Annotated in this window: 19 protein-coding genes; 15 read left to right on the top strand and 4 right to left on the bottom strand. The window is 72.7% G+C overall.

Features of this window, described 5'->3' with window-relative positions; translation table 11 throughout:
* The first annotated feature begins 68 nt into the window (after positions 1-68).
* The 14 genes from FHS37_RS13945 (at position 69) to FHS37_RS13880 (ending at position 13,152) form a co-directional block, all read left to right on the top strand.
* Positions 69-1,343: a GAF domain-containing protein gene (locus FHS37_RS13945; protein ID WP_184820835.1), complete on the top strand. Its 1,275-nt coding sequence runs from the start codon at positions 69-71 to the stop codon at positions 1,341-1,343.
* A 177-nt stretch (positions 1,344-1,520) separates the two neighbouring features.
* Entirely contained in the window at positions 1,521-2,846 is a 1,326-nt protein-coding gene (locus FHS37_RS13940; protein WP_184820827.1) for a hypothetical protein, read from the top strand.
* Positions 2,847-2,939: 93 nt separating this feature from the next.
* Positions 2,940-3,512 carry a GNAT family N-acetyltransferase gene (locus FHS37_RS13935; protein WP_184820825.1) on the top strand — a complete coding sequence of 191 codons (573 nt, stop codon included), beginning with the start codon at positions 2,940-2,942 and terminating at the stop codon, positions 3,510-3,512.
* A 155-nt stretch (positions 3,513-3,667) separates the two neighbouring features.
* Positions 3,668-3,751: a putative leader peptide gene (locus tag FHS37_RS40750; RefSeq protein ID WP_311136957.1), complete on the top strand. Its 84-nt coding sequence runs from the start codon at positions 3,668-3,670 to the stop codon at positions 3,749-3,751.
* A 179-nt stretch (positions 3,752-3,930) separates the two neighbouring features.
* The gene (locus FHS37_RS13930; RefSeq protein ID WP_184820823.1) at positions 3,931-5,646 is read left to right on the top strand and encodes a nitrite/sulfite reductase; all 1,716 of its coding nucleotides are present in this window, start codon (positions 3,931-3,933) and stop codon (positions 5,644-5,646) included.
* Complete coding sequence (locus FHS37_RS13925; RefSeq protein ID WP_184820821.1) at positions 5,643-5,822, top strand: hypothetical protein; 180 nt, start codon at positions 5,643-5,645, stop codon at positions 5,820-5,822. The genes FHS37_RS13930 and FHS37_RS13925 overlap by 4 nt, the downstream gene beginning before the upstream one ends.
* A complete protein-coding gene (locus FHS37_RS13920; protein WP_184820819.1) occupies positions 5,819-6,529 on the top strand; it encodes a phosphoadenylyl-sulfate reductase in 711 nt (236 codons plus the stop codon). Before FHS37_RS13925 ends, FHS37_RS13920 begins: the two co-directional genes overlap by 4 nt.
* 26 nt (positions 6,530-6,555) lie before the next feature.
* Positions 6,556-7,092, top strand: a complete 537-nt coding sequence (gene cysC, locus FHS37_RS13915) for an adenylyl-sulfate kinase (RefSeq protein WP_229889839.1) — start codon at positions 6,556-6,558, stop codon at positions 7,090-7,092.
* Positions 7,089-8,024: a sulfate adenylyltransferase subunit CysD gene (gene cysD, locus FHS37_RS13910; RefSeq protein ID WP_184820815.1), complete on the top strand. Its 936-nt coding sequence runs from the start codon at positions 7,089-7,091 to the stop codon at positions 8,022-8,024. The genes cysC and cysD overlap by 4 nt, the downstream gene beginning before the upstream one ends.
* Before the next feature lie 2 nt (positions 8,025-8,026).
* Positions 8,027-9,361, top strand: coding sequence for a sulfate adenylyltransferase subunit 1 (locus FHS37_RS13905; protein WP_184820813.1), 1,335 nt, complete (start codon positions 8,027-8,029; stop codon positions 9,359-9,361).
* A 224-nt stretch (positions 9,362-9,585) separates the two neighbouring features.
* A complete protein-coding gene (locus FHS37_RS13895) occupies positions 9,586-10,689 on the top strand; it encodes an aliphatic sulfonate ABC transporter substrate-binding protein (RefSeq protein ID WP_184820809.1) in 1,104 nt (367 codons plus the stop codon).
* Between the two features lie 36 nt (positions 10,690-10,725).
* Positions 10,726-11,514, top strand: a complete 789-nt coding sequence (locus tag FHS37_RS13890; RefSeq protein WP_184820807.1) for an ABC transporter ATP-binding protein — start codon at positions 10,726-10,728, stop codon at positions 11,512-11,514.
* On the top strand, positions 11,501-12,397 hold the full coding sequence (locus FHS37_RS13885) for an ABC transporter permease (RefSeq protein ID WP_184820805.1): 897 nt from the start codon (positions 11,501-11,503) through the stop codon (positions 12,395-12,397). The genes FHS37_RS13890 and FHS37_RS13885 overlap by 14 nt, the downstream gene beginning before the upstream one ends.
* A gap of 8 nt (positions 12,398-12,405) precedes the next feature.
* Complete coding sequence (locus FHS37_RS13880) at positions 12,406-13,152, top strand: sirohydrochlorin chelatase (RefSeq protein ID WP_184820803.1); 747 nt, start codon at positions 12,406-12,408, stop codon at positions 13,150-13,152.
* 20 nt (positions 13,153-13,172) lie between these two features.
* On the opposite strand, the gene FHS37_RS13875 is transcribed toward FHS37_RS13880, so the two are convergent.
* The 3 genes from FHS37_RS13875 to FHS37_RS13865 form a co-directional block, all read right to left on the bottom strand.
* A complete protein-coding gene (locus FHS37_RS13875) occupies positions 13,173-13,796 on the bottom strand; it encodes a mycothiol-dependent nitroreductase Rv2466c family protein (RefSeq protein WP_184820801.1) in 624 nt (207 codons plus the stop codon).
* Positions 13,797-13,878: 82 nt separating this feature from the next.
* Complete coding sequence (locus FHS37_RS13870; protein WP_184820792.1) at positions 13,879-14,103, bottom strand: hypothetical protein; 225 nt, start codon at positions 14,101-14,103, stop codon at positions 13,879-13,881.
* Positions 14,096-14,644, bottom strand: coding sequence for a DUF1697 domain-containing protein (locus FHS37_RS13865; protein ID WP_184820791.1), 549 nt, complete (start codon positions 14,642-14,644; stop codon positions 14,096-14,098). Before FHS37_RS13865 ends, FHS37_RS13870 begins: the two co-directional genes overlap by 8 nt.
* A 372-nt stretch (positions 14,645-15,016) precedes the next feature.
* Between FHS37_RS13865 and FHS37_RS13860 the strand changes: the two genes are divergently transcribed.
* On the top strand, positions 15,017-17,266 hold the full coding sequence (locus FHS37_RS13860; protein ID WP_184820790.1) for an MMPL family transporter: 2,250 nt from the start codon (positions 15,017-15,019) through the stop codon (positions 17,264-17,266).
* Between the two features lie 220 nt (positions 17,267-17,486).
* Here the strand turns inward: FHS37_RS13860 and FHS37_RS13855 are convergent, their stop codons facing one another.
* On the bottom strand, positions 17,487-18,686 hold the full coding sequence (locus FHS37_RS13855) for a glycosyltransferase (protein WP_184820789.1): 1,200 nt from the start codon (positions 18,684-18,686) through the stop codon (positions 17,487-17,489).
* Positions 18,687-18,706: the final 20 nt, after the last annotated feature.

Raw genomic sequence — 18,706 nt, 5'->3', positions numbered from 1 at the left:
GGCCGGCGGGTCGTGCGGACGGCCGGCCTCCGAGCCCTTCCCCGGGAGGACCGGTGGCGCTCTCGCCGATGGACGTGACGCGCCTGGCCGCCGTCGACACGACGCGCGCGGCCCGGGTGCTGAGCGAGGTCCGCTCCGCCGCGCTCGCCGGACAGCGCGCGCCCGTGGCGCCCCGCCCGGTGATCGGGCAGTCCTGGGAGCGGATGCTGCGCCGCGGCGTCGACCCGGACCGCGACGTCCGCAGCGGGCTGCTGTCCCGTGCGGAGGTGCAGCGGCGGCGGGAGTCCTCGAGGCTGCGGCACGTGCTGCCGGTGCTGCGGGAGGGGCTGCTGTCGGTCGCGGACGTCGCCCACCACATCATGGTGGTGGCCGACGAGGAGGGCCGGGTGCTGTGGCGGGAGGGCAGCGCGCCGGTGCTGCGCAAGGCCGACGGGCTGGGCTTCGAGATCGGCGCGGACTGGCGCGAGGACGTCGTCGGCACCAACGGGGTGGGCACGCCGGCGGTGACCCGGCAGCCGGTGCAGGTCTTCGCCTCCGAGCACTTCGTGCGCTCGCACGCCGCCTGGACCTGTGCCGGGGCGCCGCTGACGGACCCCCGGGACGGGCGGCTGATCGGCGTGGTGGACGTGAGCGGTCCGCTGGAGACGATGCACCCGGCCACGCTGGCCTGGGTCGACTCGGTGGCCAAGCTGGCCGAGGCCCGGCTGCGGGAGATGCACCTGGAGTCGCTGGAGCGGCTGCGCGCGGTGGCGGCGCCGGTGCTGGCCCGGACGAGCGGGCGGGCCCTGGTCGTGGACCGGCACGGGTGGACGGCGGCGGTCACCGGGATGCCGTACACGCGGCGGCTGGCTCTGCCCGGGTCGGTGTCGCCGGGGATGCGGTGGCTGCCGGCGCTGGGGCGGTGCTCGCTGGAGCCGCTGGCCGGGGGCTGGCTGGTGCGGGCGGCGGACGAACCGGTGGCGCGCGACGCGACCCGGATCGTGCTGGACCTCAGGGGGCCGCGCCGCTGGTCGGTGGAGGTCTCCGGCGACGCGGGCTCGTGGACGCGGGAACTGAGTCCGCGGCACGCCGAGTTGCTGTACCTGCTGGCCGTGCACCGCGCGGGGCGCAGCGCCGCCGGGCTGGCCCAGGACGTCTTCGGCGACCCGGCCCGCACGGTGACGGTGCGTGCGGAGATGTCCCGGGTCCGGCGCTATCTGGGCAGCCTCCTGGACCACCGTCCGTACCGTTTCGCGGAGAACGCCGAGGTCGACGTCCTCCTCCCGGACGACCCCCGTGACCTGCTCCCCCACTCGACGGCCCCGGCGCTGAGCGGGCGGCGGACGGGGGCGGCGGAGCCGTAGGCCACCCCACCCACATGCTCACCTCCTCCCCCAGAAGGCCGCGGCTTCCGCACATTTGCGGGGTCTTCGTCCCTCGCGACGCTCACCTGCCGTAGCATCCCGGTACGGGCCACCCCATCTGCTCCACGGCCAACCCTCGGCTCACCGGACGCAGTTGGCACGTCTCGGGAGGACGTCATGAAGCATCGCGGCAGGCACCGTCGGCGCAGACGGGGCAGGGCGCTGCGGGCCGCGCTGGCCGGAACCGCTCTCGCGCTCACCGCGGCGGCCACCATGATCAGCACCTCCCAGGCCACCGACGCCGACGACCCGGGGGCCCTGGAACCGCTCACCGCGTCCGCCGAGACCGCGCCGCTGCGGCTGACCGAGCACGAGGTCCCACGGGACTGGCTCGACCGGCTCTCCTCCGGGACGGGCGGGCCCGTCGGCGTCGGTGCCGTGCTGGCCGACCCCGACGGCGCCCTGCGCGACGCGGAGGACTGTCCGGCCGACGACAGGCGGGCCCTGCCGGTCGAGCCGGCCGCCACCCGGGCGTACTGCTGGACCGGCACCGACACCGACGGCTGGCGGTCCGGCGCGGTCACCACCTCCGGGGACGCGGACGACGACGGCCGCTGGGGCGAGCACCGGGTGATCCTCTCCGGCTGGAGCCACGAGGGCACGCAGGACGCGGAGGACGCGGAGGCGCAGGGCGGCACCGCCGCCGTCGGGCGCGGGCTCGCCCGCGTCGCCTTCGTCGACGCCGGCGATCCCGCCGCCCTCCGCTACACCTGGGTCCTGCTGGCCGTTCCGGTGGAGGGCGGCCGGGACTACCGCGGGCTCGCCTCCCCCGTGTCCGGCATGGTCTGGTACCAGGACAAACTGCTGGTCACCGCCGGGCGGGGCGAGAGCGGCGCGCTGTACGTGTACGACGTGGACCAGGTGCTGCGGGCCACCGTGGACGGCCTGCCGGTCGGGCGCGTGCCCGGCGGCTGGTCGGCGGCCGGGGCACGGTACGTGCTGCCGGCCGTCGCCTCCTACCGGACGGCCGGTGCGGACGCCCCGCGGCCGGGCGGCATCTCCCTGGACCGCTCCACCGCACCGGACAGCCTGGTCGCGCACGAGGCGGTGCCCGAGGACCACGACGGGCCGACCCGGCTGTGGCGGTACGCGTTCAGCGACGCCCCGGACCGGGCGGGCCTGCTGGCCACGGACCCGGTGTCGCGGGCGGACGCGGTCGAGGCGTACGAGACGGAGCTGACCGATGTGCGCAGCGTGCTGTCGCACCGGTCGGGCTGGTACCTGGGCCGGATGACCGGGACGCCGGACGAGCGCGGCTCGTTGTGGCGGCAGGACACGGACGGGGCCCGGCCCACCCGGTGCGGGGCGGACGAGACGCACCGCTGCTGGAGCGGCCGGGCGGCGTCCCTGTCCTACTGGCAGGGGACGGGCGAGGTCTGGTCCCAGTCCGGCCGGACGCTGTTCGCCCTGCCGCTGGCCTCGGTCGACCGTTCCCTGGACTGAAGCGCTTCGCGGACCGGGACGTGCCGCGCCGGCCGTCCCGCGGACCGGGCGGGCGTTCGACAGGACTCCGTGCCGGGTGGTTCCCTTTCGGACATGACGACCATCGCCGTGACCACCTGGTCCCTGGAGCAGACCGCGCCCACCGACCTCCTTCCGGCCGCCGTGCCCGAGGGGGACGTGCGGGTCGTCCGTTCCGAGGTGCCCTCGCCCGAGTTCAGCCGCTTCCTGTACGCCTCGGTCGGCGGCGACATCCGCTGGACCGACCGGCTGGGCTGGACGTACGCCCGGTGGCTGGAGCACCTGGACCGGCCCGGCGTGGAGACCTGGGTGGCCTACGACCGCGGGACGCCCGCGGGGTACGTGGAGCTGGAGGCCCAGGACGACGGGGTCGTGGAGATCGTCTACTTCGGTCTCGTCGCCGCCTTCCGCGGCCGGCGCATCGGCGGGCACCTGCTGTCGTACGGCACCGCCCGCGCCTGGGACCTGGCGGAGCGCTGGCCGGGGGTGAAGCCGACCACGCGGGTGTGGCTGCACACGTGCAGCAAGGACGGCGAGTACGCCCTGGACAACTACCGGCGGCGGGGCTTCAGGCTGTTCGACACCAAGGTAGAGGAGGAGCCCGAGGTGGCCACGCCGGGCCCGTGGCCGGGGGCCCACCCCGCCTGACACCCGTGCCGGGGCGTACCTCCGCCGATCAGCGCGGACGACACCGCACGCGCCGCTTGTGACCAAGGACACCCTTGTCTCCGATGGTGAGACAAGGGTGTCCATATTTCGGATGAAGCTGGACTGTGTCCAGATCGCCGTGCCACGCTTCCGCCATGCCTGGAACTGGAACCGCCTTGGTGAGTCGGCGGCACGTCGACCTCGGCCGCATGTCCAGCGCCATCTGTCCGGCGCGCTGAGAGCACCCAGCAGCGCCCGACACCCCTTCCCCGCTTCACTCCCCGCGCAATGACGCGCATCTTCACCGTGCGCCCGTATGCGCAGGTCAGAGCCTCCCGCCCGCCGCCCGACCCCCACCCCTCATCGACGGCGCTCCGCGCCGACCCTATCCATCGCTGTCCCGAAGGACGTATCAACCATGGCCGCCACCCCGCAGAAGCCTGCCGCCGCGCAGAAGCCTGCCGCCGCGACTCCCCGCCGCAAGGTGAGCCGTCACCGCGGCGAGGGTCAGTGGGCCGCGGGGCACTTCACCCCGCTCAACGGCAACGAGCAGTTCAAGAAGGACGACGACGGTCTCAATGTGCGGACACGCATTGAGACGATCTACTCCAAGCGGGGGTTCGACTCGATCGACCCCAACGACCTGCGCGGCCGGATGCGCTGGTGGGGCCTGTACACCCAGCGCAAGCCCGGGATCGACGGCGGCAAGACCGCGATCCTGGAGCCGGAAGAGCTGGACGACGAGTACTTCATGCTGCGGGTGCGCATCGACGGCGGGGCGCTGACCACCCGGCAGCTGCGGGTGATCGGTGAGATCTCGCAGGAGTTCGCGCGGGGCACCGCGGACATCACCGACCGGCAGAACGTCCAGTACCACTGGATCCGGATCGAGGACGTGCCCGAGATCTGGAACCGGCTGGAGGCTGTCGGCCTGTCCACGGTCACCGCCTGCGGCGACACCCCGCGCGTGATGATCGGCTCACCGGTGGCGGGCATCGCCGAGGACGAGATCATCGACGGCACGCCGGCGCTGGAGGAGATGAAGCGCCGGGTACTGGGCAACAAGGCCTACTCGAACCTCCCCCGGAAGTTCAAGACCGCGATCTCCGGTTCGCCGGTGCTGGACGTGGTGCACGAGATCAACGACGTCGCGTTCGTCGGCGTCCGTCACCCCGAGCACGGGCCGGGCTTCGACCTGTGGGTCGGCGGCGGGCTGTCCACCAACCCCAAGCTGGGCGTGCGGCTGGGCACCTGGGTGTCGCTGGAGGACGTCCCGGACGTCTACGAGGGCGTGCTGTCGATCTTCCGCGACTACGGCTACCGCCGGCTGCGCAACCGGGCGCGGCTGAAGTTCCTGGTCGCCGACTGGGGTGCGGAGAAGTTCCGCCAGGTGCTGGAGGACGAGTACCTCAAGCGGAAGCTGATCGACGGGCCGGCGCCCGCCGAGCCGGTGTCCCGCTGGCGCGACCACATCGGTGTGCACCGGCAGAAGGACGGCCGCTTCTACGTCGGCTTCGCCCCGCGCGTCGGCCGCGTCGACGGCACCACGCTCACCAAGATCGCCGACCTCGCGGAGGCGCACGGCTCGGGCCGGGTGCGCACCACCGTCGAGCAGAAGATGATCATCCTGGACGTGACGGAGGACCAGGTCGACTCGCTCGTCGACGCCCTGGAGGCGCTGGACCTGAGCGCCAGGCCCTCCCCGTTCCGGCGCGGCACCATGGCCTGCACCGGCATCGAGTTCTGCAAGCTCGCCATCGTCGAGACCAAGGCGCGCGGCGCCTCGCTGATCGACGAACTGGAGCGCCGCATCCCGGACTTCGACGAGCCGATCACCATCAACCTCAACGGCTGCCCGAACGCCTGCGCCCGCATCCAGGTGGCGGACATCGGTCTCAAGGGCCAGCTGGTCCTCGACGACCGGGGAGAGCAGGTCGAGGGCTACCAGGTGCACCTCGGCGGCGCCCTCGGCCTCCAGGCGGGCTTCGGCCGCAAGGTGCGCGGTCTGAAGGTCACCGCGGACGAGCTGCCGGACTACATCGAGCGGGTGCTCAAGCGCTTCCAGGCGGAGCGCGAGGACGGCGAGCGGTTCGCCACGTGGGTCACGCGGGCCTCCGAGGAGGCCCTGTCGTGAGCGAGCGCGCGGCGCCCTTCTACTGCCCCTACTGCGGCGACGAGGACCTGCGGCCCAGCGAGGAAGGACATGGCGCCTGGGAGTGCGGGGCGTGCAACCGAGCCTTTCGGCTGAAGTTCCTCGGGCTGCTGGCCCGGGGTCCTGAGCGATCCGACACGGGAGGGGACCGGACATGACGGCGGTTCAGGAAGAGCGCAGTGCCGAGGAGTTGAAGGCGCTCGCCGAGCAGGCGGGCCGGGACCTGGAGGACGCCTCCGCGCCGGAGATCCTCCGGTGGGCGGCCGAGACGTTCGGCAAGCGCTTCTGCGTGACCTCCTCCATGGAGGACGCGGTGGTCGCCCACCTCGCCTCGCGCGCCCTGCCCGGCGTCGACGTGGTGTTCCTCGACACCGGCTACCACTTCCCGGAGACCATCGGCACCCGGGACGCGGTGGAGGCCGTGATGGACGTCAACGTCATCACGCTGACCCCGCGCCAGACGGTGGCCGAGCAGGACGCCCGGTACGGACCGAAGCTGCACGACCGCGACCCCGACCTGTGCTGCAGGCTGCGCAAGGTGCAGCCGCTGGAGGAGGGTCTGAAGGGCTACCAGGCGTGGGCGACCGGCCTGCGCCGCGACGAGTCCCCGACCCGGGCGAACACCCCGGTCGTCGGCTGGGACGAGAAGCGGCAGAAGGTCAAGATCTCCCCCATCGCCCGCTGGACCCAGGACGACGTGGACGCCTACGTCGCCGAGCACGGCGTGCTCACCAACCCGCTGCTGATGGACGGCTACGCCTCCGTCGGCTGCGCCCCCTGCACCCGCCGCGTGCTGGAGGGCGAGGACGCCCGGGCCGGACGCTGGGCGGGCCGCGCCAAGACCGAGTGCGGGCTGCACGGCTGACCATGACGACCCCTCAGGAGACTTACGTGACGACCGGAGCCACCGTCTGGCTCACGGGTCTGCCGAGCGCCGGCAAGACCACCATCGCCCACGAGCTGGCCGGCCGGCTGCGCGAGCAGGGCCGCCGGGTCGAGGTGCTCGACGGCGACGAGATCCGCGAGTTCCTCTCCGCGGGCCTCGGCTTCAGCCGCGAGGACCGGCACACCAACGTCCAGCGCATCGGTTTCGTCGCCGAACTGCTCGCCCGCAACGGCGTCACCGCGCTCGTCCCGGTGATCGCGCCGTACGCCGACAGCCGGGACGCGGTCCGCAAGCGGCACGAGGCGAACGGCACGCCGTACGTCGAGGTGCACGTGGCGACCCCGGTCGAGGTGTGCTCCGTGCGGGACGTGAAGGGCCTGTACGCCAAGCAGGCCGCGGGCGAACTCACCGGGCTCACCGGGGTGGACGACCCGTACGAGGAGCCCGAGGCGCCCGATCTGCGGATCGAGTCCCAGAACCAGACCGTGCAGGAGTCCGCGGCGTCGGTGCACGCCCTGCTCAGCGAAAGGGGACTGGCATGACCACCGTGGCCGCGCTGCGGGAGGGTACGGACAGCCCGTACGCCCTCTCCCACCTGGACGCCCTCGAGTCGGAGGCGGTGCACATCTTCCGCGAGGTGGCGGGCGAGTTCGAGAACCCGGTGATCCTGTTCTCCGGCGGCAAGGACTCCATCGTCATGCTGCACCTGGCGCTGAAGGCGTTCACGCCGGCGCCGGTGCCGTTCGCGCTGCTGCACGTGGACACCGGGCACAACTTCCCCGAGGTCCTCGACTACCGTGACCGCACGGTCGCCCGGCACGGGCTGCGCCTGCACGTCGCCTCCGTGCAGGACTACATCGACCGCGGGGTGCTCAAGGAGCGCCCGGACGGCACCCGCAACCCGCTGCAGACCCTGCCGCTCACCGAGAAGATCCAGAGCGAGAGGTTCGACGCCGTCTTCGGCGGCGGCCGCCGGGACGAGGAGAAGGCGCGGGCGAAGGAGCGGGTGTTCTCGCTGCGCGACGAGTTCTCCCAGTGGGACCCGCGCCGTCAGCGCCCCGAGCTGTGGAACCTCTACAACGGCCGCCACGCGCCCGGCGAGCACGTCCGCGTCTTCCCGCTGTCCAACTGGACCGAGCTGGACGTGTGGCAGTACATCGCCCGGGAGGACATCGAGCTGCCGGAGATCTACTACGCGCACGAGCGCGAGGTGTTCAAGCGCGGCGGCATGTGGCTGACCGCGGGCGAGTGGGGCGGCCCGAAGGACGGCGAGGTCGTCGAGAAGCGGCTGGTGCGGTACCGGACCGTGGGCGACATGTCCTGCACCGGCGCGGTCGACTCCGACGCCGACACCATCGACAAGGTGATCACCGAGATCGCCGCCTCCCGGCTCACCGAGCGCGGCGCCACCCGCGCCGACGACAAGCTCTCCGAGGCCGCGATGGAAGACCGCAAGCGCGAGGGGTACTTCTAGAGATGAGCACCGCCACGACCGAGGAACTCTCGGCCACCACCCTGCTGCGGTTCGCCACCGCCGGTTCCGTCGACGACGGCAAGTCCACGCTGGTGGGCCGGCTGCTGCACGACTCCAAGTCGGTCCTCGCCGACCAGCTGGAGGCCGTGGAGCGGGCCTCGGCCAACCGCGGCCAGGACGCCCCCGACCTCGCCCTGCTGACCGACGGGCTGCGGGCCGAGCGCGAGCAGGGCATCACCATCGACGTGGCCTACCGCTACTTCGCCACGCCGCGGCGCCGGTTCATCCTCGCCGACACCCCGGGCCACGTGCAGTACACGCGGAACATGGTCACCGGCGCCTCCACGGCCGAGCTGACGGTGGTCCTGGTCGACGCCCGCAACGGCGTCGTCGAGCAGACCCGGCGGCACGCCGCCATCGCCGCCCTGCTGCGCGTCCCGCACGTGGTCCTCGCCGTCAACAAGATGGACCTGGTCGACTACCGGGAGTCCGTGTTCGCCGCCATCGCCGAGGAGTTCACGGCGTACGCGACCGAACTGGGCGTCCCCGAGGTCACCGCGATACCGATCTCCGCACTGGTCGGCGACAACGTGGTGGAGCCGTCCGCGCACATGGACTGGTACGGCGGCCCGACCGTGCTGGAGCACCTGGAGACGGTCCCGGTCAGCCACGACCTGGCGCACTGCCACGCCCGGCTGCCCGTGCAGTACGTGATCCGCCCGCAGAACGCCGAGCACCCGGACTACCGGGGCTACGCCGGCCAGATCGCCGCCGGCACCTTCCGGGTGGGCGACGCGGTGACCGTGCTGCCGTCCGGCCGGACGACCACGATCACCGGGATCGACCTGCTGGGCCGGCCCGTCGACATCGCCTGGACCCCGCAGTCGGTGACGCTGCTGCTGGCGGACGACATCGACATCTCCCGCGGCGACCTGATCGTCCCGAGCAAGGACGCCCCGGCCACCACGCAGGACGTCGAGGCCACCGTGTGCCACGTCGCCGACCAGCCGCTGGCCGTCGGCCACCGGGTGCTGCTCAAGCACGGCACGCGCACGGTCAAGGCGATCGTGAAGGACATCCCGGCCCGGCTGACGCTCGACGACCTGTCCCTGCACCCGCACCCGGGGCAGCTCGTCGCCAACGACATCGGACGGGTGAAGATCCGCACCGCCGAGCCGCTGCCGGCCGACTCCTACGCGGACTCGCGGCGCACCGGTTCGTTCATCCTCATCGACCCCGGCGACGGCACCACCCTCACCGCGGGCATGGTCGGCGAGTCCTTCGCCGCCCCGGAGCCCGTCAAGGACGCCGCCGAGGACGACGGGTGGGACTTCTGAGCATGCGCCCCACCGACTACTACGGCACCTTCGCCAAGGAGGGCGGGCGCGTCGGCAGCGGCGCCCTGGGGAGCGGGCAGGGCGGAGTGGCCCGATGTGCGCGGTGACCCGCGGATGCCGCGCCCGCTCCCCGTACCACCGAAGACCTGCCGACCTCCCGGCCACGGCCTGACCGACGCACCTGGCAGACCGTGACCGCCGGGCCGACGAGAGGAACCCCTCCCGTGCCTGCCACCACCGCCCTGCGCCGCGCCCTCGCGGTCCTGGTCGCCCTCCCGCTGCTGGCCCTCGCCGGCTGCGGTTACGGGTCCCAGGCGAAGGACAGGGGTGCGGCGAAGATCGCTCCCGGGGCGAAGAAGACCGACGGTCTGGACTCCGTCACGATCGGCTACTTCGGCAACGTCACGCACGCCACGGCACTGGTGGGCAACCGCAAGGGCTTCTTCCAGAAGGCGTTGGGCGCCACCGAGGCGAGGTACGCGGTGTTCAACGCGGGTCCGTCCGAGATCGAGGCGCTGAACTCCGGGTCCGTCGACATCGGCTGGATCGGTCCGTCCCCGGCGATCAACGGCTACACCAAGGCGGACGGCAAGAACCTGCGGATCGTCGGCGGTTCGGCGTCCGGCGGGGTGAAGCTGGTGGTGAACCCGGAGAAGATCAAGTCCGTCGAGGACGTCGAGGGCAGGCGGATCGCCACCCCCCAGCTGGGCAACACGCAGGACGTGGCCTTCCTCGACTGGGCCGCCGGGCGGGGCTGGCGGATCGACCCGCTGAGCGGCAAGGGCGACGTCACACTCGTCCGCAGCGACAACAAGGTCACGCCGAACGCCTTCCGGTCCGGCTCCGTCGACGGCGCGTGGGTGCCGGAGCCGACCGCGTCCCAGCTGGTCGCCGAAGGCGGCAGGGTGCTGCTCGACGAGGCGTCGCTGTGGCCGGGGAGGAAGTTCGTCACCACGAACATCATCGTGTCGCAGAAGTTCCTGGAGGAGCACCCGAAGGCCGTCGAGGCCGTACTGAAGGCGTCCGTCGAGACCAACCGGTGGATCGAGGCCCACCCGGACGAGGCCAAGGCCGCCGCCAACGAGCAGATCGAGGTCGACGCCGGCAAGGCGCTGCCCGCGAACGTGCTGGACCCCGCGTGGGAGTCGCTCCAGGTCACCGACGACCCGCTGGCCGCCACCCTCGCCGCCCAGGCGGACCACGCCGTCGAGGCCGGGCTGCTGGACGACCCCGACCTCGAGGGCATCTACGACCTCACGCTCCTCAACAAGATCCTCAAGGCCGAGGGCGAGCCCGCGGTCGACGACGCCGGTCTCGGCGTCGGCTGAACCCCGGATACCGACCGTTCCCAGGAGGTGACGACCATGGCCACGACCCTCGCCAAGGCCGCCGACGGCACCGAGGCGGCCACGCACGCCGCCCGGATCGAGCACGTCTCGAAGTCGTTCGCGGGCCCCGCCGGACAACAGCTCGTACTGGACGACATCAGCCTCGATGTCGCACCCGGCGAGTTCGTCACCCTCCTGGGTGCCTCGGGCTGCGGCAAGTCCACACTGCTGAACCTCGTCGCGGGGCTGGACGAGCCGAGCGGCGGCACGATCACCACGGACGGCCGCCCGGCGCTGATGTTCCAGGAGCACGCGCTGTTCCCGTGGCTGACCGCGGGCAAGAACATCGAACTCGCCCTCAAGCTCAGGGGCGTTCCCAAGAACGAGCGCCGCGGGCGGGCCGAGGAGCTGCTCGAACTCGTCCGGCTGAAGGGCGCGCACGGCAAGCGGGTGCACGAGCTGTCCGGCGGCATGCGCCAGCGCGTGGCCATGGCCCGCGCGCTCGCCCAGGAGAGCAGGCTGCTGCTGATGGACGAGCCGTTCGCCGCACTGGACGCCATCACCCGTGACGTCCTGCACGACGAGCTGACCCGCATCTGGCACGAGACGGAGCTGTCCGTCCTGTTCGTCACGCACAACGTGCGCGAGGCGGTCCGGCTCGCCCAGCGGGTGGTGCTGCTGTCGTCCCGCCCGGGACGCGTCGCCCGCCAGTGGACGATCGACATCCCGCAGCCGCGCCGCATCGAGGACGCCGCCGTGGCGGAGTTGTCCGTCGAGATCACCGAAGAACTGCGTGGGGAGATCCGCCGCCATGGCCAGCACTGACACCACGACCTCCGCCAAGGATCCGGGCGATCTCGCCGGTCTGGAAGCGGGGCTGGACGCGCTGGAGACGGTGCACAGGGGCCGCAAGCCGTTCCGGCGGACGTTCACCGAGAAGATCCTGCCGCCGGTCGTCGCCGTCGCGCTGGTGCTGGCGGTGTGGCAGGCACTGGTCTCCTTCAGGATCGTCGACGACCCGACCAAGCTGCCCTCGCCGGGCGCGGTGTGGGACGTCGTCCACCAGGCGTGGCTCCAGGGCGAGCTGCTCGGCTACATCTGGACCAGCGTCTCGCGCGGCCTGCTCGGCTTCTTCTTCGCGCTGCTGATCGGCACCCCGCTGGGGCTGCTGGTGGCGCGGGTGAGGTTCGTGCGCGCGGCGATCGGCCCGATCCTGTCCGGTCTGCAGTCCCTGCCGTCGGTGGCGTGGGTGCCGCCGGCCGTGATCTGGCTGGGCCTGAACAACCAGATGATGTACGCGGTGATCCTGCTCGGCGCGGTCCCGTCGATCGCCAACGGCCTGGTCTCCGGCGTCGACCAGGTGCCCCCGCTGTTCCTGCGGGCCGGCCGCACGCTCGGCGCGACGGGCCTGAAGGGCACCTGGCACATCGTGCTGCCGGCCGCGCTGCCCGGCTACGTGGCGGGCCTGAAGCAGGGCTGGGCGTTCTCCTGGCGTTCGCTGATGGCCGCGGAGATCATCGCGTCCTTCCCGGACCTCGGCGTGGGCCTCGGCCAGCTGCTGGAGAACGGCCGCAACGCCAGCGACATGGCCATGGTCTTCGAGGCCATCCTGCTGATCCTGACCGTCGGCATCGCCATCGACCTGCTGATCTTCAGTCCGCTGGAGCGGTGGGTGCTGCGCAGCCGCGGTCTGCTGGTGAAGGACTGAGGCGCACCATGCACCGTCCGGTACTTCTCGTCATCGCCCACGGCAGCCGCGATCCGCGGCACGCCGCGACCGTGCACGCCCTGGTGCGGCGGGTGCGGTCGCTGCGGCCGGAGCTGCGGGTGGAGACCGGTTTCCTGGACTTCAACGTCCCCTCGGTGGAGCGGGTGCTGGAGTCCCTGGCGGCGGAGGGAGTGCGTGACGTGGTCGCCCTCCCGCTGCTGCTGACCCGCGCCTTCCACGCCAAGGCGGACATCCCGGCGGTGCTGGCCCAGGCCCCGCCGCGGCTGCGGATCCGCCAGGCCGAGGTGCTGGGCCCGTCCCCGCTGCTCCTCGCGGCGCTGGAACGGCGCCTGCACGAGGCGGGCCTGGCGCCCGCCGACAAGCCCTCGACCGGGGTCGTGCTGGCCTCGGCGGGGTCCACCGACCCGGAGGCGATCGCAGTGATCGCAGAAATCGCGCGGGAGTGGCGGCACACCGGTTGGTGCGCCGTGCGGCCTGCGTTCGCCTCCGCATCCCTTCCCCGCACCGAGCAGGCGGTGCAGGACCTGCGCGACCTCGGCTGCGCGCGCGTCGCCGTCGCCCCGTACGTCCTGGCCCCCGGCTTCCTGCCGGACCGCATCGCGCGGGGCGCGGCCCAGGCGGACGTGCTCGCCGACGTCCTGGGCCCGGCACCGGAGGTGGCGCGGGTGCTGCTGGAGCGGTACGACGGGGCCCGGGTGGCCGGGCTGCCGGCGCCGGCGGCGATCGGCGCCTGACCGGCCGGACGCCGGCGTCCTCAGTCGAAGGACAGGCCGCCCGTCCGGGTCCGCTTCAGCTCGAAGAAGTCGGGGTGGGCGGCCAGGGCCCGGAAGCCGTCGAAGAGTTCGGCCGCCCGCTCGCCCCGGGGGACGGCGCGCAGCACGGGGCCGAACCACACCGCCCCGTCGACGTGGATCGTGGGCGTCCCCACGTAGGCGCCCGAGTCCGGTTCGGCGCCCGCCTCGTGGCTGCGGCGCACGGCGTCGTCGTACGCCGGGTCGTGCGCGGCGGCGGCCAGGTCGCCGGGCAGGCCGAGCGCGGCGAGGGACTCGGCGACCACGGTGGCGAAGTCCTCGGCGCCGCGTTCGTGGATGCGGGTGCCGAAGGCGGTGTACAGGTCGCGCAGCACCTTCTCGCCGTGCCGCTCGGCGGCGGCCACCGCCACCCGGACCGGTCCGACCGACCGGTCGACCAGGTCCCGGTACCAGTCGGGCAGGTCGTTGCCGAGGTTGTGCAGGAAGAGGCTCATCACGCGGAAGCGGAGGTCGAGGGGGCGTTCCCGCTCGACCTCCAGCAGCCAGCGGGAGGTGATCCACGCGAAGGGACAGGCGGGGTCGAAGCAGCAGTCGACACGGGTGGGTACGGCGTCGGCGTTCGTCATGGCGTCGACCGTATGCGGGACGCGGTACGCCGCCCTGGCCCACTTCGGCGCGCTGTCGCTGGTCCAGTCCCCGGGGCGGGGTTCAGCGTTGCGGCACGGACGAGGGCGCGACGACGGGGACACCCGGAGCAGGACCCCTCTCGTACCCCGCCCACGGCGGCCTGCGGCGGGTCACCCCGCGCCGGAGGGGAGCGGAAGCGGGGCGCAGCAGGTCCGCCACGCGGTCGGGTGAACGGCGGACCTCGGGGTCCGGCAGGCGCGGTTCGCCCTCGACGGCGGCCTCCGGAGCGGCCGTCTCCTCAGCCACGGGTCATCTCCACGAGTTTCAGCACGGTGTTCCAGTTGCGGGTGGTGGCGATCACGCCTTTGGTGACGCGGGGCCTGCCCAGCTGCTCGGCGAGCGGGGAGCGGCCCAGGCCGTTCGGCGCGTGCAGGTAGAGCGCGCGGTCGCCGAGGCGGAACTCCTCGGGGAGGAAGGCCGCGCGGTCGATCCCGGCGAAGCGCTCGGGGTCGACGGGCGCGGAGAAGTAGGTGACGTGAAGCTGCCTGGCCTCCAGTCCGGCCGCCGGGAACGGGCAGGCGTCGGCGACCGCCTTCAGGTACGCGTGGTCGCGCACGATCACGTCGACGCCGAAGCCGAAGTGCCGCTCGATCGCCGCGGCGAGCTCGGCGGCCAGCGACTCCTCGTCCCCGTGCCCGGAGGTGAACGCCACCTGACCGCTCTGGAGATAGGTGCGCACCCCGTCGTGTCCGAGGCCCTCCACCAGGGCGCGCAGGCCGGCCATCGGGACTTTCCTGCTGCCGCCCACGTTGATGCCGCGCAGCAGCGCCGCGTATGTCGTCGCCATGAACACACCATAGGGCGGCCGTCGTGCCCCGTGGGGGTGGGCACGACGGCCGGGTCCGCGCGGGCGGATGGCCGAAACTCTGGCGGAACGGCGGGGCGCGGGCAACCGGTACACGCGTCTCTGCACGCACCTGTGACTTATTCAACAAACCTGTGAAAAGACAAATCCCGATCAACGTCCCCGACGGCCCCATTTAGATGTAAGGGGCCGATGTCCTCCCCAGTGGGGAGGTGACCGGCGCCGAGGGGATGACTCCGGTCCCGCGGGCTTCACCGGGCAGTACGACGAGATGGCCTTGTCCGGCCCATACCTTCGAGAAGTCGGAAGGTGGCGGCAGGAGGTCGCTGCCGTACACGAGGGAGCGAATCCGTCATGGGGAACGGAGATTCGCGGGTACGGGGCCTCGCCGCCCGGGCCGGCGGCTGGAGCGCCCGGCACCGCTGGGCGGCCGTCGGCATCTGGGTGCTGTTCGTGGTGCTGGCGATGGGGCTCGGGTCGGCCGCCGGCCGGGTCGACGTCGGCGACAGCGACCAGCTCAAGGGGGAGACCAGCACCGCCGCCCGCATCATCGAGGATGCCGGGATCGAGGAGCCGGCCAGCGAGACCGTGCTCGTCCAGGCCGAGGACGAGGGCGTCACGGCCACGGACGCCGAGTTCCGGGCCGCCGTCACCGCGGTCGTCGCGGCCGTGGAGAAGACCGGTGAGGTCACGGACGTGACGTCGCCGTACGAGAGCGGGACGATCTCGAAGGACGGGCGCAGCGCGCTGGTCCAGTTCGACGTGCGCGGCGACTCCGACACCGCGGGCGAGCGGGTCGAGCCGGTGCTGGACGCCGTGGAGGAGGTCCAGGAGGACCACGGGTCGCTGCGGATCGAGGAGATCGGCGGCGCGAGCATGATGAAGACGTTCGACGACGCGTTCGGCGACGACTTCAAGAAGGCCGAGTACTCGGCGGTGCCGGTGGCCCTCGGCATCCTGCTGATCGCGTTCGGCGCGCTGGTGGCGGCGCTGCTGCCGGTGGCGCTGGCGATCACCGCGATCATGGCGACGATGGGTCTGATGGGCCTGGTCAGCCACCTGCAGCCGATGAGCGAGACCGCGAACTCGGTGATGCTGCTGGTCGGCCTGGCCGTCGGTGTCGACTACTGCCTGTTCTACCTGCGCCGTGAGCGTGAGGAGCGGGCGGCCGGCCGGGACGCGCAGACGGCGCTGCGGATCGCCGCCGCGACCAGCGGCCGGGCGATCGTGGTCTCCGGCGTCACGGTGTGCGTGGCCATGGCGGGCATGCTGTTCACCGGGCTCGCCGAGTTCGAGGCGATGGGCCTGGCCTCGCTGATGGTCGTGGCGGTCGCCATGGTCGGTTCCGTGACCGTGCTGCCGGCGCTGCTGTCGCTGCTGGGCGAGCGGGTCGAGAAGGGCCGCGTGCCGTTCCTGCGCAAGCGGCGCACCGGCGGCGGCAACGACAGCCGGTTCTGGGGGGCCGTGCTCGACCGCGTGCTCGCCAGGCCGGTCCTCGCCGCCGTCGTGGCGACCGGTGCGCTGCTCGCGGTCGCGGCTCCCGCGGTCGGCATGAAGACCCAGAACCTGACCCTGGACCAGGAGTTCGGCGACTCGCTGCCGATCGTGCAGACGTACAACCGGGTCAACGAGGCGTTCCCGGGCGGCTCCGAGCCGGCCGAGGTGGTCGTCAGGGCCGACGACATCAACGCTCCCGAGGTGAAGTCCGCGCTGGCCGACTTCCGTGAGCGGGCGATCAGTTCGGGCGCCTCGCGCGGCCCGGTCGAGATCAAGCTGCACGACCGGCAGAACGTCGCCTTCGTCTACGTCCCGCTGGTCGGCGGTTCCGACCAGGACGAGGCGGGCGAGAGCCTGGACACGCTGCGCGACGAGGTGCGGCCCGCCACGCTCGGGAAGGTGGACGGCGTCGAGGCGCCGATCACCGGTCAGGTCGCCGGTTCGAAGGACTTCAACGACCAGCTGGTCGGCTCCGTCGTCCCGGTCTTCGCCTTCGTCGTGGTCTTCGCCTTCCTGCTGATGCTGCTGTCCTTCCGCTCGCTGACGATCGCGATCACCTCGATCGTGCTGAACCTGCTGTCGGTGGGCGCCGCGTACGGCATCCTGGTGGCCGTCTTCCAGCACGGCTGGGGCGCGTCCCTGGTGGGCGCGGAGGGCGTCGGCGCGATCATCACCTGGCTGCCGCTGTTCCTGTTCGTGATCCTGTTCGGCCTGTCGATGGACTACCACGTGTTCGTGGTCTCCCGGATCCGCGAGGCCCGGATGCGGGGCCGTACGACGCGGGACGCGATCCGGCACGGCGTGGTCACCACGGCCGGTGTGGTCACCAGCGCCGCGGTCATCATGGTCGCCGTGTTCGCGATCTTCGGGACGCTGTCCATGCAGTCCATGAAGCAGATGGGCGTGGGCCTCGCGGCGGCGGTGCTCATCGACGCGACGATCATCCGGGGCGTGCTGCTGCCGGCGGTGATGGCGCTGCTCGGCGAGCGCAACTGGTACCTGCCGAAGTGGCTGCACCGGATGCCCGACCTGACCCACGACGAGTCGCCGGAGGCGGTGGCGCCGCCGGTGGCGCGGGACGACGAGGACAAGCGGGTGCCGGTGTGATCCGGTAGGCGCGGAGCGGGCCCGGCGGTTCTCCGCCGGGCCCGCTCCGCGGGCGGGGGACCCGTCGCGGGCCGGGGGCGGGGTGCGCTGCCCGGCGCTCTCGGGGGCGCCTCCCCGAAGGGGGCACCCCCGGCGCCCGCCCTCCCCCGCTCCCGGCTTCGCTCGAGCGGGGGACCCCCTCCGGGGAGGCGCCCCAGCGGCACGACTGCCCGCGGCCGCGTCAACGCTGCCGGGGCAGCTCCGCCTCGATCAGGTCGGCCGCCCGGCGGGTGCCGCCCTCCTCGGCCATGCCGGCCTGGATCTCCTTCAGCCGGCGGGCGACCTCCGGGTCGTCGACGAGGGCGAGGGCCGCGCTCCGCAGGGTCTCGGCACTCGCCTCGTCGGCGGGGACGTGCCGGGCGACGCCGAGCGCCTGGAGCACGTCGGCGTTGCCGAACTGGTCCGCGGCCTGCGGGACGGCGATCATCGGCGTGGCGGTGGCCAGCCCCTCCTGGCTGCCGCCCGCCCCGGCGTGGGTGACGAACAGGTCGGCCTGCTTCAGGACCGCGAGCTGCGGCACCCAGGAGCGCACCTCGACGTTCGCCGGTACGTCGCCCAGCTCGGCGGGGTCGACGTGCCTGCCGATCTGGAGCACCAGGTGCCAGCCGGGCAGGTCGCCGAAGGCCTCGACGCACTCCCGGTAGAAGGCGGGCTGCTTGGTGAACGCCGACCCGAGCGACACCAGCACGACCTTCTCGGCGCCGGACGGGCGCTGCCACTCCCCCTCGGCGCCGCGGTCGCCCTGGCAGGCCCCGACGAAGGAGTACACGCTCTCGTCGACCCGGTCGGCGTTCGGCTGCAGCGCCCTGGGGATCAGGACGATCGAGCGGGCGGGGCGGCCCGTGAACGGGTCGGGGTGCTGGGTGATCCCGTTCTCCTCCAGCCAGGCCTGGAAGCGGGCGTAGTAGGCCCGCCCCCGCTCGGTCTTCCTCGGCTCCTCCCACATCGGCTCGGCGACCTCCTGCTCGTAGCCGTCCCAAGCGACCATGCACGGCGAGAGGGAGATCGCGGGCACGCCCCAGCGGTGGGCCAGCACGCGCGCCGGGTAGGCGGCGATGTCGTGCAGGACGAGGTCGGGGGTGTCCCCCTCGTACGCCTCGATCAGCTGCGGGAGCGCCTGGATCGCGTCGTCGAGGAACGGCTCGACGTTGTCCAGCAGCGTGGTGCCCCAGGCCTCCGGATCGGCGTCGGGGCCGGGCAGCGTGGAGTTCCACAGGCGGGGTTCGGCGCCGGTCTCGGCGACCTTCTCCGCGAAGAGCGGCGGGATCGCGTACGTCACCCGGTGCCCCCGCGCGACGAGCTCGCGGATCACCTCCAGGCTGGGGTTCACGTGGCCGTGGGCGGCGATGGAGAACATGGCGATGTGAGCGGGACTGGTCATGCCCCGACCATAGGCGAGAC

It is taken from the genome of Streptomyces griseomycini, from assembly GCF_014203535.1.
Lineage (GTDB): Bacteria > Actinomycetota > Actinomycetes > Streptomycetales > Streptomycetaceae > Streptomyces > Streptomyces griseomycini.
The sequence above is the reverse complement of the archived record's forward strand: the minus strand, read 5'-3'. Positions and strand labels throughout refer to the sequence as shown.

What these genes read in the sequence shown, in the direction of transcription:
- FHS37_RS13945 (WP_184820835.1), top strand. Translation starts at nt 69, where the DNA reads ATGGACGTGACGCGCCTGGCCGCCGTCGACACGACGCGCGCGGCCCGG.
- FHS37_RS13860 (WP_184820790.1), top strand. Translation starts at nt 15,017, where the DNA reads ATGGGGAACGGAGATTCGCGGGTACGGGGCCTCGCCGCCCGGGCCGGC.
- FHS37_RS13940 (WP_184820827.1), top strand. Translation starts at nt 1,521, where the DNA reads ATGAAGCATCGCGGCAGGCACCGTCGGCGCAGACGGGGCAGGGCGCTG.
- FHS37_RS13890 (WP_184820807.1), top strand. Translation starts at nt 10,726, where the DNA reads ATGGCCACGACCCTCGCCAAGGCCGCCGACGGCACCGAGGCGGCCACG.
- FHS37_RS13855 (WP_184820789.1), bottom strand. Translation starts at nt 18,686, where the DNA reads ATGACCAGTCCCGCTCACATCGCCATGTTCTCCATCGCCGCCCACGGC.
- FHS37_RS13875 (WP_184820801.1), bottom strand. Translation starts at nt 13,796, where the DNA reads ATGACGAACGCCGACGCCGTACCCACCCGTGTCGACTGCTGCTTCGAC.
- FHS37_RS13905 (WP_184820813.1), top strand. Translation starts at nt 8,027, where the DNA reads ATGAGCACCGCCACGACCGAGGAACTCTCGGCCACCACCCTGCTGCGG.
- FHS37_RS13935 (WP_184820825.1), top strand. Translation starts at nt 2,940, where the DNA reads ATGACGACCATCGCCGTGACCACCTGGTCCCTGGAGCAGACCGCGCCC.
- FHS37_RS13930 (WP_184820823.1), top strand. Translation starts at nt 3,931, where the DNA reads ATGGCCGCCACCCCGCAGAAGCCTGCCGCCGCGCAGAAGCCTGCCGCC.
- FHS37_RS13865 (WP_184820791.1), bottom strand. Translation starts at nt 14,644, where the DNA reads ATGGCGACGACATACGCGGCGCTGCTGCGCGGCATCAACGTGGGCGGC.
- FHS37_RS40750 (WP_311136957.1), top strand. Translation starts at nt 3,668, where the DNA reads ATGCCTGGAACTGGAACCGCCTTGGTGAGTCGGCGGCACGTCGACCTC.
- FHS37_RS13880 (WP_184820803.1), top strand. Translation starts at nt 12,406, where the DNA reads ATGCACCGTCCGGTACTTCTCGTCATCGCCCACGGCAGCCGCGATCCG.
- FHS37_RS13920 (WP_184820819.1), top strand. Translation starts at nt 5,819, where the DNA reads ATGACGGCGGTTCAGGAAGAGCGCAGTGCCGAGGAGTTGAAGGCGCTC.
- FHS37_RS13885 (WP_184820805.1), top strand. Translation starts at nt 11,501, where the DNA reads ATGGCCAGCACTGACACCACGACCTCCGCCAAGGATCCGGGCGATCTC.
- cysD (WP_184820815.1), top strand. Translation starts at nt 7,089, where the DNA reads ATGACCACCGTGGCCGCGCTGCGGGAGGGTACGGACAGCCCGTACGCC.